Source organism: Streptomyces sp. NBC_01317 (assembly GCF_035961655.1).
In the GTDB taxonomy this organism is placed as follows: Bacteria; Actinomycetota; Actinomycetes; order Streptomycetales; family Streptomycetaceae; genus Streptomyces.
In genome coordinates, this window is the sequence record NZ_CP108393.1 from 6,788,187 (window position 1) to 6,801,661 (window position 13,475).

A 13,475-nucleotide genomic window follows, 5' to 3' on the forward strand; every position below is an offset into this window, starting at 1 on the left:
ACAACACCACACACCCGCACGGTCCGTCACGGCCCGCACTCCTTGTCCGGGCCTCCCCACCGCACACCGGAAAGAGGCACTCTTCGTGCGCACCACCATCAAGCTCACCGCCGCTGCCGCCACCGCCGCTCTCGCCCTCACCCTGAGCGCCTGCGGCACGTCGTCCGATCCGGCCCCCAAGGCCGCCGACGGCGCCAAGGCCGACGAGTCCAAGCCCCTGCTCGTCGCCGCGTCCCCGACGCCGCACGCCGACATTCTCACCTTCATCAAGAAGAACCTGGCGGCCAAGGCCGGACTCAGGCTCGACGTCAAGGAGTTCACGGACTACGTCCTGCCGAACACCGGCACCGAGAGCGGCGAGGTCGACGCCAACTACTTCCAGAACAAGCCCTATCTGGACGACTTCAACAAGAAGAACGGCACCCACATCGTGCCGGTCGTCAACGTCCACCTGGAGCCGCTCGCCCTCTACTCCAAGAAGGTCGGGGAACTGAGCGGGCTCAAGGCCGGCCAGAGCATCGCGATCCCCAACGACACCGTCAACGAGGGCCGCGCCCTCAAGCTCCTCGCCGACAACGGTGTGATCACGCTCAAGGACGGCGTCGGCGGCAGCGGTTCGCTGGCCGACATCAAGGACGACAAGGGCCTCACGTTCAAGGAACTGGAAGCCGCCACCCTGCCCCGCGCCCTCGACGACGTGGACGCCGCCGTCATCAACGGCAACTACGCCATCGAGGCCGAGCTCAACCCCGCCCAGGACTCCATCGCCCTGGAGAAGACCGAGAACAACCCGTACGCCAACTTCCTCGCCGTGAAGGAGGGCAACGAGAAGGACCCGCGGGTGCTGAAGCTCGCGAAGCTCCTCAACTCGCCCGAGGTGAAGAAGTACATCGAGGACACCTACAAGAACGGCGCGGTCCTGCCCGCCTTCGGCCCCGCCGCGTAACGGGGCGCCGCCCTCCGTCCCACGCCGTCCGTTCGGCACGAGCCCCGCGCACCCCGGTCGTGCGCGGGGCTCCCCCGATGCTGCATGCTGTGCATTTACGACGGACTGAGGCATGGAGCTGCGCATGACTACCTTTCCGGACGTGTCCATCAGCACGGAGCGGTTGGTGCTGCGCCCCTTCGAACCGTCGGACATCCCCGCGCACGTCGAGATGATGAACGACGAGATGGTCACCGCCTGGACGTCCGTGCCCCACCCGTACACCCAGGAGGACGCCGAGCGGTGGGTCCACACCATCGCCCCCGCCGAGCGCACCGGCGGACGCGGCATCGTCTTCGCCGTCACCGAGTTCCTCACGCAGCGGCTCGTCGGCATCGTGCGGCTCCACCACACCAACTGGCGCGCCCTCGCCACCGAGGCGCAGTACGTCACCGCCCCCTGGGCGCGAGGCGAGGGGTACGCCACCGAATCGGTGCTCGCCGTCGCCCAATGGCTGTTCCGCGACCAGAAGTTCGAGCGCATCGAGGTGCGTACGGCCGCCGACAACACCGCCTCCCAGCAGGTCGCCCAGAAGATCGGCTGCATCAGCGAGGGCGTGCTGCGCAGCGCGTGGATAGCGCGTACGCAGACCGAGGACGGCGGCTGGACGGACTTCCGCACCGACCTCCTGGTCTGGAGCCTGCTGCCCGAGGATCTGGAAGGTGTGGCGGAGCAGATGGCGGACAGCGGATACGCGTCCTTCACGGACTGGAACTGACCACCGCGCGTCCTCGATCGACCCTCGCCACCACCGACCCTCGCCACCACCGACCGACGTTCACCGCCCCCGACCGACCGCCACCCGGCGACACATTCCTGGAGACTTGAAGAAGATGGCCGACCGCGTCACGGTGATCGGCTGGGACGGCTCACCCCTTACCGCTGCCGGCAACTCCGCCCTGTCCGCCGCGACACTGGTCGCCGGAGCCGCCCACCATCTGGCCCTCCCCGAGATCCCCGCGGGCGCCGAGCGCGTCCAGCTCGGCAGTATCGACCTGGCGGCCCGCCGGATCGCCGGGCACCGCGGCAGCGCGGTGGTCCTCGCCGACGGCGACCCCGGCTTCTTCGGTGTCGTACGGACGTTGCGCGACCCGGAACACGGCCTGGAGGTCGAGGTCGTCCCCGCCGTCTCCGCCGTGGCGGCGGCCTTCGCCCGGGCCGGCATGCCCTGGGAGGACGCCCAGATCGTCGTCGCCCACGCCCGTACGCTGCGCCGCGCCGTCAACGTGTGCCGGGCGCACACCAAGGTCGCCGTCCTCACCTCCCCGGGCGCGGGCCCCGCCGAACTGGCCCTGCTCCTCGAAGGGGTCCACCGCACCTTCGTCATCTGCGAGGAACTGGGCACCGACCGCGAGAAGGTCAGCGTCCTCACCTCCGACAAGGCGGCCGACCACGAGTGGCGCGACCCCAACGTCGTGATCGTCATCGGCGGCATCGGGACCGCCGTCTCCCCGGTCAGCGGCTGGATCGCGGGCCGCGACCCCGCCTACCCGCCGGCCGAGCGGGGCTGGGCGCTGCCCACCGAGGAGTACGGGATAGAGCTCGACGAGGGCGAGTCGACCTGGCTGCGCGCCGCCCAGCTCTCCCGGATCGGCGCCCGTACCGGCGATCTCGTCTGGGACATCGGCTCCGGCAGCGGGGCACTCGCCGCCGAGGCGGCCCGCTTCGGCGCCGCCGTGATCGCCGTGGACGACGAGCCGGGGGCGTGCGCCAGCACAGCGGCGGCGGCCCGGCGCGCCGGTGTTCAGCTCCAAGTCGTCCAAGGACGCGCCCCCCACGTTCTGGAGCGCCTGCCCGAGCCGGATGTCGTACGGATCGGGGGCGGCGGGATCGACGTCGTCATCGCCGTCGCCGACCGCAGGCCCGAGCGCATCGTGACCCACGCGGCCAACCGTGACGAGGCGGAAGCCATCGGAACTGCCTTGCGCGACGGGGGATATGCGGTGGAATGTGTTCTGCTCCAGTCCGTCGATCTCGACACCGCGGACTGGTCGGAACGCGAGCGGTCCGTGGTCTTCCTGGTGTCCGGACAGCGCCCCGACACGACCTCCTGACGGCCCCGCGCACCCCGTTGCCGCTCCGCCCCCTGCCTCCGGTTGTCGTAGACCCGGGGTAGGCTGGCCGATCGTTGTACCGCAGCCGGGCGTTCGTCGCTTCGTTCGTCAATGTCCGGAAAAGGGGCCCGTTTTGGGCCTTGATGTGGTACAGCGAAAACCGGGGGAAGCGCGACGTGGCGCAGCCCACAGCGGGCCGTGTCGTGCCGCGCGACGCCCGCGCTCGTTGTTCCATGACAAGCGCGGGGAGCACCGACGATCTGCGGAGCCGTCGCCCCGGTGAAGGGCCGTAGGAGCACAACCAATGGGCGAGGGGTACGCATGACTGACACCGGCCAGGTCCCGGGCGAGGTACTGCCGGAGAACGCGGGCATGGTGGAGCAGCACGGCGTCCCCGCGCCGAGTGCGTACGCGTACCCGGACCCGGACGCGTTGTACCCGGACCCGCTGCGCCCGGACCCGTCGTACGGCGATGCGGTGTACCCGGACGCGGTGTATCCGGAGGCGGCCTATCTGGAGCCCTCGTACCAGCAACCCCCGTATCAGGAGACCCCGTACCAGGACACGTCGTACGGGGAGCAGGCCTACGCGGGCCCCTCGGAGACGGTGGTGGAGGACGAGGACCTGCTGCTCATGCCGAGCGCGCAGGGGGCGTGGGGCGATCCGATGCCGGTGGCTCCGCCGGAGCCGGTGCGGGTCGAGCAGCAGGCGCCGCCTATAGAACAGCCGGCGCCGCTGGCGGAGCCGGTTTCCCCTTCCCTTTCGGCGCCGGTCACGGCGTCGGTTCCGGACCCGGTCCCGGATGTGTACGAGCCGCCGCGGGAGTTCCCGGCCGAGCAGGGGTTCGTGGCCGAGCAGGCGTTCCAGGCCACGGAGTTCACGGCGCCGGAGGCGCTCGTCGCGCCGCCGGTGGAGCAGGTGCCGGCCGCGCAGGTGCCGGTTGCGCAGGTCTCCCACGACGAGGTTCCGGCGGGCGAGGAGTCCACGGGCCAGGAGCCGGGCGACCAGCAGGTGGTGGAACAGGACGCGGTGGGCCAAGAGGTGGCCGGCCAGGAGCCCACCCCGCAGGAGCCCACGGCCCCCGAGCCGACGGCGCGGGAGTCCACGGACCAGGGATCCACGGAGCAGGGATCCCCCGGCCCGGAATCTCCCGTCCAGGAATCTCCTGTCGAGGAATCACAGGAGCCACCCGTCCAGGGATCGCTCGGACGCGGCCTGAAACTGCACCAGCCGGAGGCGCACGAGACCGACGGCCGGGACTCCGGTGCGGTGGATCTCACCGGTGTACGGATCCCCCGGCCCGAGCCGACCCCTGTCCGGGCAGCGCCCGCCCCCGCCCCGACTCCGGCGCCCGTGCGTCGGCCGCTGCACCTGGGCCCGCCCGTGCCGGACACCTCCGGCGGGGTGGTGCGCTCGCTGGCCGACCGTGGGCCCGCCGCGACACCGTCCCGCGCGGTCCGGGTACGGAACCGCGCGCAGCCCACCCCGACTTCGGGCCCTGAGTACCTGGACATCCCGCGTGAGGACGCCGCGGTGGCCCCGGCCGTCCCCGTTCCCCAGCTGAGCGAGATCCCGCCGCAGGCGGGCCCCCCCTGGAGCGCCGAGACGGCGGCCCCGGCAGAAACGGTCGTTCAAGAACCCGAACCGGTCGCGGCGGAGCCGCGGCCCGAGTCGGCCGAAGCGGTACAGGAACCGCCCGCGGCGGAGGAGTTCGTACCGGCCGAGGCCGAGGCGCAACTGCCCCTGACCGAGCCCGAGCCGCAGCCCGAGCTGATCTCCGAGCAGGCGCCGGAAGAGACGCCCGGGGTGACGGAGCAGGCCGACCAGGCCCCGGAGGTCCCGGAAGCGATCGTGCCGGTGGCGGAACCGGAGGCCGTACAGGAACCGGTCGTGGAGCCGGCGCCCGTACCGGAGGCGATCCCCGTACCGGAGGCGATCCCCGCCCCGGTGGCGGACATCGCCCCGGTGGCGGAGCCGGACCCGGAGCCGCTGCCGGAGCCCACCCCCGAGGCAACGCCGGAACCCGAGCCCGAGCAGGACGTCGAACCTGAGCCGGAAGCCGCGTCCGCACCCGAGGCCGAACTCGCCCCGCCCGCGCCCGAGAGCGCCCCCGAGCCCGAGCCCGAGGCCGCCTCCGTACCGGAAACAGACGAAGCGACACCCCTCGCGGCCGAAGCGGCACCAGCAGCGGAACCAGCCCCCCTACCCGTAGCAGCGGAGCCAGCCCCCCTACCCGTAGCAGACGAAAGCATCGCCGCGGCGTCCGGCTACGACGACGCGGAGCGCGACGCCGTGCTGCGCGTGATGCGCGAACGCCGCGACATCCGCAACGGCTTCCGCTCCGACCCGATCCCGCACGAAGTGCTGCTCCGCGTCCTGGAGGCCGCGCACACCGCGCCGAGCGTCGGCCACTCCCAGCCCTGGGACTTCGTGGTGATCCGCTCGGCGGAGACCAGGCGTTCCATGCACGAACTGGCGCAGCGCCAGCGCGAGGCGTACGCGAAGTCGCTGCCCAAGGGCCGCGCGAAGCAGTTCAAGGAACTGAAGATCGAGGCCATCCTCGAAACCCCGGTGAACATCGTGGTCACCGCCGACCCGACGCGCGGCGGCCGGCACACCCTCGGCCGCCACACGCAGCCGCAGATGGCGCCGTATTCCTCCGCGCTCGCGGTGGAGAACCTCTGGCTCGCGGCCCGCGCGGAAGGGCTCGGCGTCGGCTGGGTCAGCTTCTTCGACGAGCGCGAGATGGTACGGGCGCTGGGGCTGCCCGAGCACCTGGAGGTCGTGGCGTATCTGGTGGTCGGGTACGTGGACGAGTTCCCGGAGGAGCCCGAACTGATGCAGGCGGGCTGGTCCAAGCGCCGCCCGCTGTCCTGGGTCGTCCACGAGGAGACGTACGGCCGCCGCGCGCTGCCCGGCGGGGAGCCCCAGGATCTGCTCCAGGAGACGGTCGCGGCGATCCGTCCGCTGGACGCGAAGGCGCTGGGGGAGGCGTGGGAGCGCCAGAAGCGGATGACGAAGCCGGCCGGCGCGCTCGGCATGCTGGAGATCATCTCCGCCCAGCTCAGCGGTCTGTCGCGGCTGTGCCCGCCGCCGATCCCGGAGCCGGCGGCGGTGGCGATCTTCGCGGGTGACCACGGGGTGCACGCCCAGGGGGTGACCCCGTGGCCGCAGGAGGTGACCGCGCAGATGGTCGCGAACTTCCTCGGCGGGGGCGCGGTGTGCAACGCGTTCGCCAACCAGGTCGGCGCCGAGGTCTGTGTGATCGACGTGGGTGTCGTGGGCGACCTCCCGGCCACCCCGGGGCTGCTGCCCCGCAAGGTACGGGCGGGCACGGCGGACTTCACGACCGGTCCCGCGCTGAGCCGCGAGGAGGTGCTCGCGGCGATCGAGGTGGGCATCGAGACGGCCCGCGATCTGGTGGCGGCGGGCAACAAGGCGTTGCTGACGGGGGAGATGGGCATCGCCAACACCACGGTGTCGGCTGCGCTGATCTGCGTGTACACGGGCCAGGACCCGGCGGAGGTCACCGGCCGGGGCACCGGCATCAACGACGAGACGCACGCGCGGAAGATCGATGTCGTACGGCGTGGCCTCGACCTCCACCGCCCCGACCCGGCCGACCCGGTGGGCGTCCTGGCGGCGGTGGGCGGCCTGGAACACGCGGCGCTGGTCGGTTTCCTGCTGGGCGGCGCGTCGTTGCGTACGCCGGTGATCCTGGACGGCGTGAGCGCGGGCGCGGCGGCGCTGGTGGCGCGGGCGATCGCGCCGGAGGCCCTGGCGGCCTGCATCGCGGGCCACCGCAGCGCGGAGCCCGGCCACGTGGCGGCCCTCAACAAGCTCGGTCTGCGCCCCCTGATCGACCTGGACCTCCGCCTGGGAGAGGGCACGGGCGCGCTCCTGGCCCTCCCGGTGGTGCAGAGCGCGGCGCGGGCGATGCACGAGGTGGCGACGTTCGACTCGGCGGGCGTCACAGAGAAATGAGCGGGAACGGGGCGTAGTGAGCGTGAAACCGCAGACCGACACCACCACCATCACTGCCACCACCGACCAGGCGCCGGCCGATCCCGCCGCCACCGACGACGCGCCGGCCACCCAGCCCGTGGGCTACTGGAGCGGGCTCGCCCATGCGGCCGTGACCCGGCATCTGCGGGACGCGCTGGCCAGGATCGACGTCACGCAGCCGCAGTACTGGGTACTCAACCGCGTACACGGCGCCCCGACGGCGCCGAGCCGCGAGGAGGTGGTCACCCAACTGACCCCCCTGGCGGACGGCCCGCACGAGATCGCCAGGGTCATCGGCCAACTGCTCCACCGCGGCTGGCTCCGCCTCGACACCGGGCAGCACGTACACCTCACCGACGCGGGAGAGGCTGCCAGGGTCCGGCTGCGCGAACTGGTGACCGAAGTACGCGCCGTGGTCCACCGGGGCATCAGCGACGCGGAGTACGTGGCCGCGCTCAAGGTGCTGCGCACGATGGTCGCCAACGTCGAGGGTGACGTGGCCTTCTAGCGCCGTGACCGTAAACAGTCACCGGAGCCGGCTCCGGCCGCCGGAACCCCGTCAGGCTCTTTCGAGCTTGCGGGCCAGCAGGCAGGCGCGCGGTCTGTTCACCCGTCCGCCGGGCTCCTGCTCCAGCCGCGCGGTGACGACGAGTCCTGCTTGCTCCAGCAGGCCGACCATGTGGTCCAGGGGCAGGAGGTACGACTCGTAGGACACCGGACGCCCGTAGCCCTGGGTCGGCCGGAGTCTTTCATCGCCGACATAGTCTCCCCAGAGCAGGTGGCCGCCGGGCGCGAGCGTGCGGTGGAACTCGGCGCACACGTCGGGCAGCCACCGCGGGGGCGTGTGGTGGGTGGAGTACCAGGCAAGGATGCCGCCTAGTTCGTCGTCCGCCATCTCCAGCGCGGTCATCGAGCCTTCGTGGAACCGCAGGTTCGGGAAGGCCTGCCGGGCCAGCCCGATCATCTTCGGCGACAGATCGACGCCGAAGGCGGGCACTCCCAGCCCGGCCAGATACGCCGTCACGCGGCCGGGGCCGCATCCCAGGTCCGCGACCGGCCCCGGACCAGCCGTCCGTACGAGCTCGGCGAACCCCGCCAGCATCGCGCGTGACAGCGGGTCCATCGCGGCGGGCGGCGGGACGCGTTCGACGTAGTCGGCGGCGACCGTGTCGTACGACTCGCGCACGGCGGCCAGGAAGGAGGGCTCAGCCATGCGGGGGACCCTAGACCAGGGAACTGACAGGCCGCGTCAGGACCTTGACCCGAGCCGTCAGGCAGGCCCCTCCAGGGCGAGCACGTGCGGTCCGCCCGCCGGCTCGACGGCGGTACGAGGCGGTCGCCCGCCCGGCCGATGGCTCGGCCAACGGGCCGACGCCGGGCCGCAGCAGCCACGCCGGAACGCCGGTCCGCCGGAACGCCAGTCTCGTGAGCGGGCTGTCGGTCGGGCCGCCGTCCCACGTGGACCGCCCCCGCCCCGCCCACCCCCGTCCGCCCAGGGCACCCGGGCGACCATGGGTCCGGTCAGTCGGGGCCGGATGTCGGCTGCGACCCCGGTGAACGGGGGGCATACAGGAGGACGGTCTGTCGTGACAGCCGTCCCGGGCAGGGGGGCCGGGCCTGGCGCACCGCAGCGCACCACACCGCCGTCCAGCCGAACCGCTCGCCCGGACACGGCCCCGCGCCCGGCCACGCCCCCGCCCAGCGCAGCGCCCCGCCCAGCGCAGCGCCCCGCCCGGCCGGGGCCTCATCCGGCTCCGGGGGTCCCCGTAAGCTGGTTCCCGGGAGTCACCCCATCTCACCAGCCGCTTCAGGAGTCCCTACCGACATGGCCGAGCACGCCGAGCACCCCGCCTACCCCGTCGGACTCCGCCTGTCCGGGCGGCGCGTCGTTGTTGTCGGCGGCGGGCAGGTCGCCCAGCGCCGGCTGCCCGCGCTCATCGCGGCGGGCGCCGACGTCGTGCTCGTGTCGCCCTCCGCGAAGGCGTCCGTCGAGGCCATGGCGGAGGCCGGCGAGATCCGCTGGGAGCGCCGCCGGTACGAGGAGGGCGACCTCGCAGGCGCCTGGTACGTCCTCGTCGCCTCCAGCGACCCCGTCGCGAACACCACCGCCTCGGCCGAGGCGGAACGCCACCGCGTCTGGTGCGTCCGCAGCGACGACGCGGAGGCCGCCACCGCCTGGACCCCCGCCACCGGCCGCAGCGAGGGCGTCACCGTCGCCGTGCTCACCGGCCGCGACCCGCGCCGCTCCGCCGCCGTCCGCGACGCCGTCGTCGAGGGCCTGCGCGACGGCACCCTCGCCGCGCCCCACCACCGCGCCCGCACCCCCGGCGTCGCCCTCGTCGGCGGCGGACCCGGCGACCCGGACCTGATCACCGTGCGCGGCCGCCGCCTCCTCTCCGAGGCGGACGTCGTCATCGCCGACCGCCTCGGCCCCCGCGACCTCCTGGACGAGCTGCCGCCGCACGTCGAGGTGATCGACGCGGCGAAGATCCCGTACGGCCGTGCCATGGCCCAGGAGGCGATCAACGAGGCGCTGATCGAACACGCGAAGGCGGGCAAGGCCGTGGTCCGCCTCAAGGGCGGCGACCCGTTCGTCTTCGGACGCGGTATGGAGGAGGTCCACGCCCTCGCCGCCGTCGGCATCCCCTGCGTGGTGGTCCCCGGCATCTCCAGCTCCATCAGCGTCCCGGGCGCCGCGGGCATCCCCGTCACCCACCGCGGGGTGGCCCACGAGTTCACGGTGGTCAGCGGCCACGTCACCCCCGACGACGCGCGCTCCCTGGTCGACTGGGCCGCGATCGCCCGCCTGCGCGGCACGCTGGTCCTCCTGATGGCCGTCGACAAGATCGGCGCCATCGCCCAGGCCCTCATCGAGCACGGCAAATCGCCCGAGACCCCCGTCGCCCTGGTCCAGGAAGGCACCACCGCCGCCCAGCGCCGCGTCGACGCGACGCTCGCGACGGTGGCCGAGGCCGTACGGACCCATGACGTACGTCCTCCGTCCGTCATCGTCGTCGGGGACGTCGTGGCCCTCGGTTGACGGGTTCCGCGCGCGGCGGGGCGTGACGACGGCGCTCACCGGTCCCCAGGCACGAGGCAGGGACCGGTGAGCGCTCTTGAAAGGAGAAGGTATGGCGTTGTGGAGCGTCCCGGGCGAGGACGACGGGACGACCGACTCCGCACTGATCACGGAGCGCGTCCTCGGCAAGGCGGGACGCGACGGCGCGACCCGAGCCCGGCAGGATCTACCGCCCCTGGACCACCCCTGAGCCCGGCCGGGCTTCCGCCGAGGCCCGGGGCCACCCTCCCCCGCCCCCCGTGGCCACGCACCCGCCGTCCTCAAGGCAGGATGAGCACGTGGCTGAACTCATCACCGTCGACGACCCGGACGACCCCCGCCTGCACGACTACACCGGCCTGACCGACGTGGAGCTGCGCCGCAGGCGCGAGCCCGCGGAAGGCCTCTTCATCGCCGAGGGCGAGAAAGTCATCCGGCGAGCGACCGAAGCCGGCTACACGATGCGGTCCATGCTCCTCTCCGCCAAGTGGGCCGACCCCATGCGGGACGTGATCGACGCCGCGCGGGCCCCCGTGTACGCGGTCACCCCCGACCTCGCCGAGCGTGTCACGGGCTACCACGTCCACCGGGGCGCCCTCGCCTCCATGCGGCGCAAGCCGCTCCCGGAGCCGGCCGAGGTGCTCCGTACGGCCCGCCGCGTCGTGGTCATGGAAGCCGTCAACGACCACACCAACATCGGCGCGATCTTCCGCAGCGCGGCGGCGCTCGGCATGGACGCCGTCCTGCTCTCGCCGGACTGCGCCGACCCGCTCTACCGCCGGTCCGTGAAGGTCTCGATGGGCGCGGTCTTCGCCGTACCGTACGCACGGCTGGACGCCTGGCCCAGGTCCCTGGACACCGTACGGGGGGCGGGTTTCCGGCTGCTCGCGCTGACCCCGCACGAGAAGGCCGTCCCGATGGACGAGGCCGCTCCGCACCGCCTGGAACGGGTCGCGCTGATGCTGGGCGCGGAGGGCGACGGACTGTCGGCGCGGGCCCTGGACACCGCCGACGCGTGGGTACGTATCCCCATGGCGCACGGGGTCGACTCGCTGAACGTGGGCGCGGCGGCGGCGGTCGCGTTCTACGCGGTCACGACGGGCCGCCCGGCGGACTGAGCGCGCGGCCGGCGGCCAGGCGGCCGGCGGACCGGGCGGGCCGGCTCGGAGCCGCCGCCCCGCTCAGAGCTGCTGCGCCGCCGCGATCCCCAGGGCGACGATCAGCGTCACCACCACGAACACGATCAGGCGCTGCCGCAGCAGCCGGGGGTTGGCGGGGCGGCGGCTGCCCGTGGTCGGCCGTGGTGCCGTGTTCGGCCGCCCGCCCTTACGCGCGCCGGCGCCGTCCCGCTGCTGCGGAGGCCGCCGGCCGCTCGTACGGGGAGGCCCGCCCCGGGAGACACCGGAACGGGAAGCCGTGGAGCCGGAGGGACGGCTCTGGGGCCCGCGTTCCCGTTCCCGCTCCCGGTCGGAGCCACGCTCCCGCTCGCGGTCCCGTTCCGGACCCCGTTCCCGCTCACGATCCCGCTCGGGACCCCATTCCATCCGCTCCGTGTAGCGCTCGGTCAGCCGCCCCGTCGCCATGTCCTGCTCCGTACGGTCCCGCTGGGCCGGCGGCCTGATCTCGGCGACGCCCTGCGCCTCCCTGGCGGCGATCTCCTTGAGCCGCATCGAGAGTTGGAGCGTGCTCGGCCGGTCCTCGGGATCCTTGGCCAGGCAGGCCCGTACCAGCGGCGCGAGCGCGTCCGGCACCCCGTACAGCTGCGCCTCCTCGTGCACCACCCGGTAGAGCATGACCTCCGAACTGCCCTGCCCGAACGGGGAGTCGGCGGTGGCCGCGTACGCCAGCGTGGCGCCGAGCGAGAACACGTCGGTGGCCGGGGTCACCGCCACCCCCCGCACCTGTTCGGGCGCGAGGAATCCCGGCGAGCCGACGGCCGTACCGACATGCGTCAGCGTGCTCGCGCCGGTCGCCCAGGCGATGCCGAAGTCGATGATGCGGGGGCCCTTGGGGGAGAGCAGGATGTTCGACGGCTTGAGGTCGCGGTGCACCACCCCCGCCTCGTGCACGGCCACCAGGCCCTCGGAGAGCGCCGCGCCCACGGAGGCCACCTCGGCGGCGCTCAGCGGGCCGTCCTCGTTGACCTTGTCGTGCAGCGAGGGCCCCGGCACGTACTGCGTCGCGAACCACGGCCGCTCCGCGTCCAGGTCCGCCGCGACCAGCCGGGCCGTACAGCCGCCCCGGATCCGCCGCGCGGCGGACACCTCGCGGGCGAACCGCGAGCGGAACTCCTGATCCTCGGCCAGATCCGGCCGGATCACCTTCAGCGCGACCCGCTGGCCGCGCCGGTCGGACCCCAGATAGACGACACCCATGCCGCCTGCGCCCAGCCGCCGGTGAAGCCTGAACGAACCGACGACACGCGGGTCCTCGCGCCGGAGCCGCATCATCGCCATGTCCATCCCCGCTGCCCGGTCGTCCGTGTGACGTGGCACAGCTTACGTACCCGCGCCCCGGCGCGCTCATAGGCCGCGCCCTCGCGGGCCGACCGATTGTCAGTGCGGGGTGGGAAACTTGAAGAGTGGTCAGGGGACGGCGGATCCAGGTCCCTTGGCCCGTGCGAGATCTCAAAGGTCCGTCGCAGAAGGGGGATTGGATCGTGAAGGGTGACCGGGTGGAGATAGTCGTGGACGCCGGGGACACGACGCGTACGTACGAAGTGGTGGCAAGCCGGGCAGGCCGCCGGGTGGAGACGGCGGTGCGCAGGGGGGTGGTGGAAGTGAGCGAAGTCACCCGCAACGGCACGGTGGTCCGCACCGCCAGGTTCATGGCGACGCGGGTGCTCGCTCTGGTGGAGCAGCCGGTCCCGAGGGAGGAGGCGTCGGAGCGTCCCCTCCGGGAAGACCCCAAGTCCTGAGGCGTTGTCGTACGTGCTTTCTCCACCCAGGGGAGTACGTGATCAGTACCGGGCTCATCCTCCGGGAGGCCCGGCAATCGGTACGCGGGCATGACGACCGGGCGCGCTCGCGTCCCTAGTGTTGAGGTCAAGCGGCGAGTGCAAGTACTCGTCCCCCGAGGTCGGACACTCGCCGCTGCCAATCTGACAGGAGAGGGACCATGGCGGACACGGCATCGCGGGCATTGATCCGCACGCAGGGACGCAAGGCTTTCGCCGCGTTCGGCGGCCGCCGGTCCGGTACGCGCCACCCGCTGGTGGCGACGGCGATGGTCCTCCCCCTGGCGGCTCTGCTCGTGGTCGTCTTCGGCGGCTGGGAAGCAGTGGTCACACAAGCGTCGTCCGTGGGCGTGATGCTGGGGCGCTGAGCGGCGCCCCAGACCCGGGAGAGCGGCCCGGGTCAAGGACATCCGGCCA

The 13,475-nt window shown here is 72.8% G+C and carries 12 protein-coding genes; 10 read left to right on the top strand and 2 right to left on the bottom strand.

What is annotated here, in order from left to right; translation table 11 throughout:
- Positions 1–85: 85 nt before the first annotated feature.
- The 5 genes from OG349_RS29590 to OG349_RS29610 all read left to right on the top strand — a co-directional run bounded on the left by OG349_RS29590 (position 86) and on the right by OG349_RS29610 (position 7,552).
- Positions 86–946: a MetQ/NlpA family ABC transporter substrate-binding protein gene (locus OG349_RS29590; RefSeq protein ID WP_327237488.1), complete on the top strand. Its 861-nt coding sequence runs from the start codon at positions 86–88 to the stop codon at positions 944–946.
- A 112-nt stretch (positions 947–1,058) separates the two neighbouring features.
- Positions 1,059–1,703 carry a GNAT family N-acetyltransferase gene (locus tag OG349_RS29595; protein WP_327237489.1) on the top strand — a complete coding sequence of 215 codons (645 nt, stop codon included), beginning with the start codon at positions 1,059–1,061 and terminating at the stop codon, positions 1,701–1,703.
- Positions 1,704–1,818: 115 nt separating this feature from the next.
- The gene (gene cbiE / locus OG349_RS29600) at positions 1,819–3,039 is read left to right on the top strand and encodes a precorrin-6y C5,15-methyltransferase (decarboxylating) subunit CbiE (RefSeq protein ID WP_327237490.1); all 1,221 of its coding nucleotides are present in this window, start codon (positions 1,819–1,821) and stop codon (positions 3,037–3,039) included.
- Between the two features lie 321 nt (positions 3,040–3,360).
- Positions 3,361–7,023 (top strand): nicotinate-nucleotide--dimethylbenzimidazole phosphoribosyltransferase, encoded by a 3,663-nt coding sequence (gene cobT, locus OG349_RS29605; RefSeq protein WP_327237491.1) that lies wholly within the window; start codon positions 3,361–3,363, stop codon positions 7,021–7,023.
- A 22-nt stretch (positions 7,024–7,045) separates the two neighbouring features.
- Positions 7,046–7,552, top strand: a complete 507-nt coding sequence (locus tag OG349_RS29610) for a MarR family winged helix-turn-helix transcriptional regulator (protein ID WP_327237492.1) — start codon at positions 7,046–7,048, stop codon at positions 7,550–7,552.
- A gap of 51 nt (positions 7,553–7,603) precedes the next feature.
- On the opposite strand, the gene OG349_RS29615 is transcribed toward OG349_RS29610, so the two are convergent.
- Positions 7,604–8,257, bottom strand: coding sequence for a class I SAM-dependent methyltransferase (locus OG349_RS29615; protein ID WP_327237493.1), 654 nt, complete (start codon positions 8,255–8,257; stop codon positions 7,604–7,606).
- Between the two features lie 612 nt (positions 8,258–8,869).
- On the opposite strand from OG349_RS29615, the gene cobA reads away from it, so the two are divergent.
- The 3 genes from cobA (at position 8,870) to OG349_RS29630 (ending at position 11,220) form a co-directional block, all read left to right on the top strand.
- The gene (cobA, locus tag OG349_RS29620) at positions 8,870–10,084 is read left to right on the top strand and encodes a uroporphyrinogen-III C-methyltransferase (RefSeq protein ID WP_327237494.1); all 1,215 of its coding nucleotides are present in this window, start codon (positions 8,870–8,872) and stop codon (positions 10,082–10,084) included.
- A 91-nt stretch (positions 10,085–10,175) separates the two neighbouring features.
- Positions 10,176–10,313 carry a hypothetical protein gene (locus OG349_RS29625; RefSeq protein ID WP_327237495.1) on the top strand — a complete coding sequence of 46 codons (138 nt, stop codon included), beginning with the start codon at positions 10,176–10,178 and terminating at the stop codon, positions 10,311–10,313.
- Between the two features lie 88 nt (positions 10,314–10,401).
- A complete protein-coding gene (locus tag OG349_RS29630) occupies positions 10,402–11,220 on the top strand; it encodes a TrmH family RNA methyltransferase (RefSeq protein WP_327237496.1) in 819 nt (272 codons plus the stop codon).
- A 63-nt stretch (positions 11,221–11,283) separates the two neighbouring features.
- Here OG349_RS29630 and OG349_RS29635 read toward each other — a convergent pair whose 3' ends face one another.
- Positions 11,284–12,558, bottom strand: coding sequence for a protein kinase domain-containing protein (locus tag OG349_RS29635; RefSeq protein ID WP_442806433.1), 1,275 nt, complete (start codon positions 12,556–12,558; stop codon positions 11,284–11,286).
- Between the two features lie 203 nt (positions 12,559–12,761).
- Between OG349_RS29635 and OG349_RS29640 the strand changes: the two genes are divergently transcribed.
- Positions 12,762–13,019, top strand: coding sequence for a hypothetical protein (locus tag OG349_RS29640; protein WP_327237497.1), 258 nt, complete (start codon positions 12,762–12,764; stop codon positions 13,017–13,019).
- Between the two features lie 200 nt (positions 13,020–13,219).
- Positions 13,220–13,426, top strand: a complete 207-nt coding sequence (locus OG349_RS29645; protein WP_327237498.1) for a hypothetical protein — start codon at positions 13,220–13,222, stop codon at positions 13,424–13,426.
- Positions 13,427–13,475: the final 49 nt, after the last annotated feature.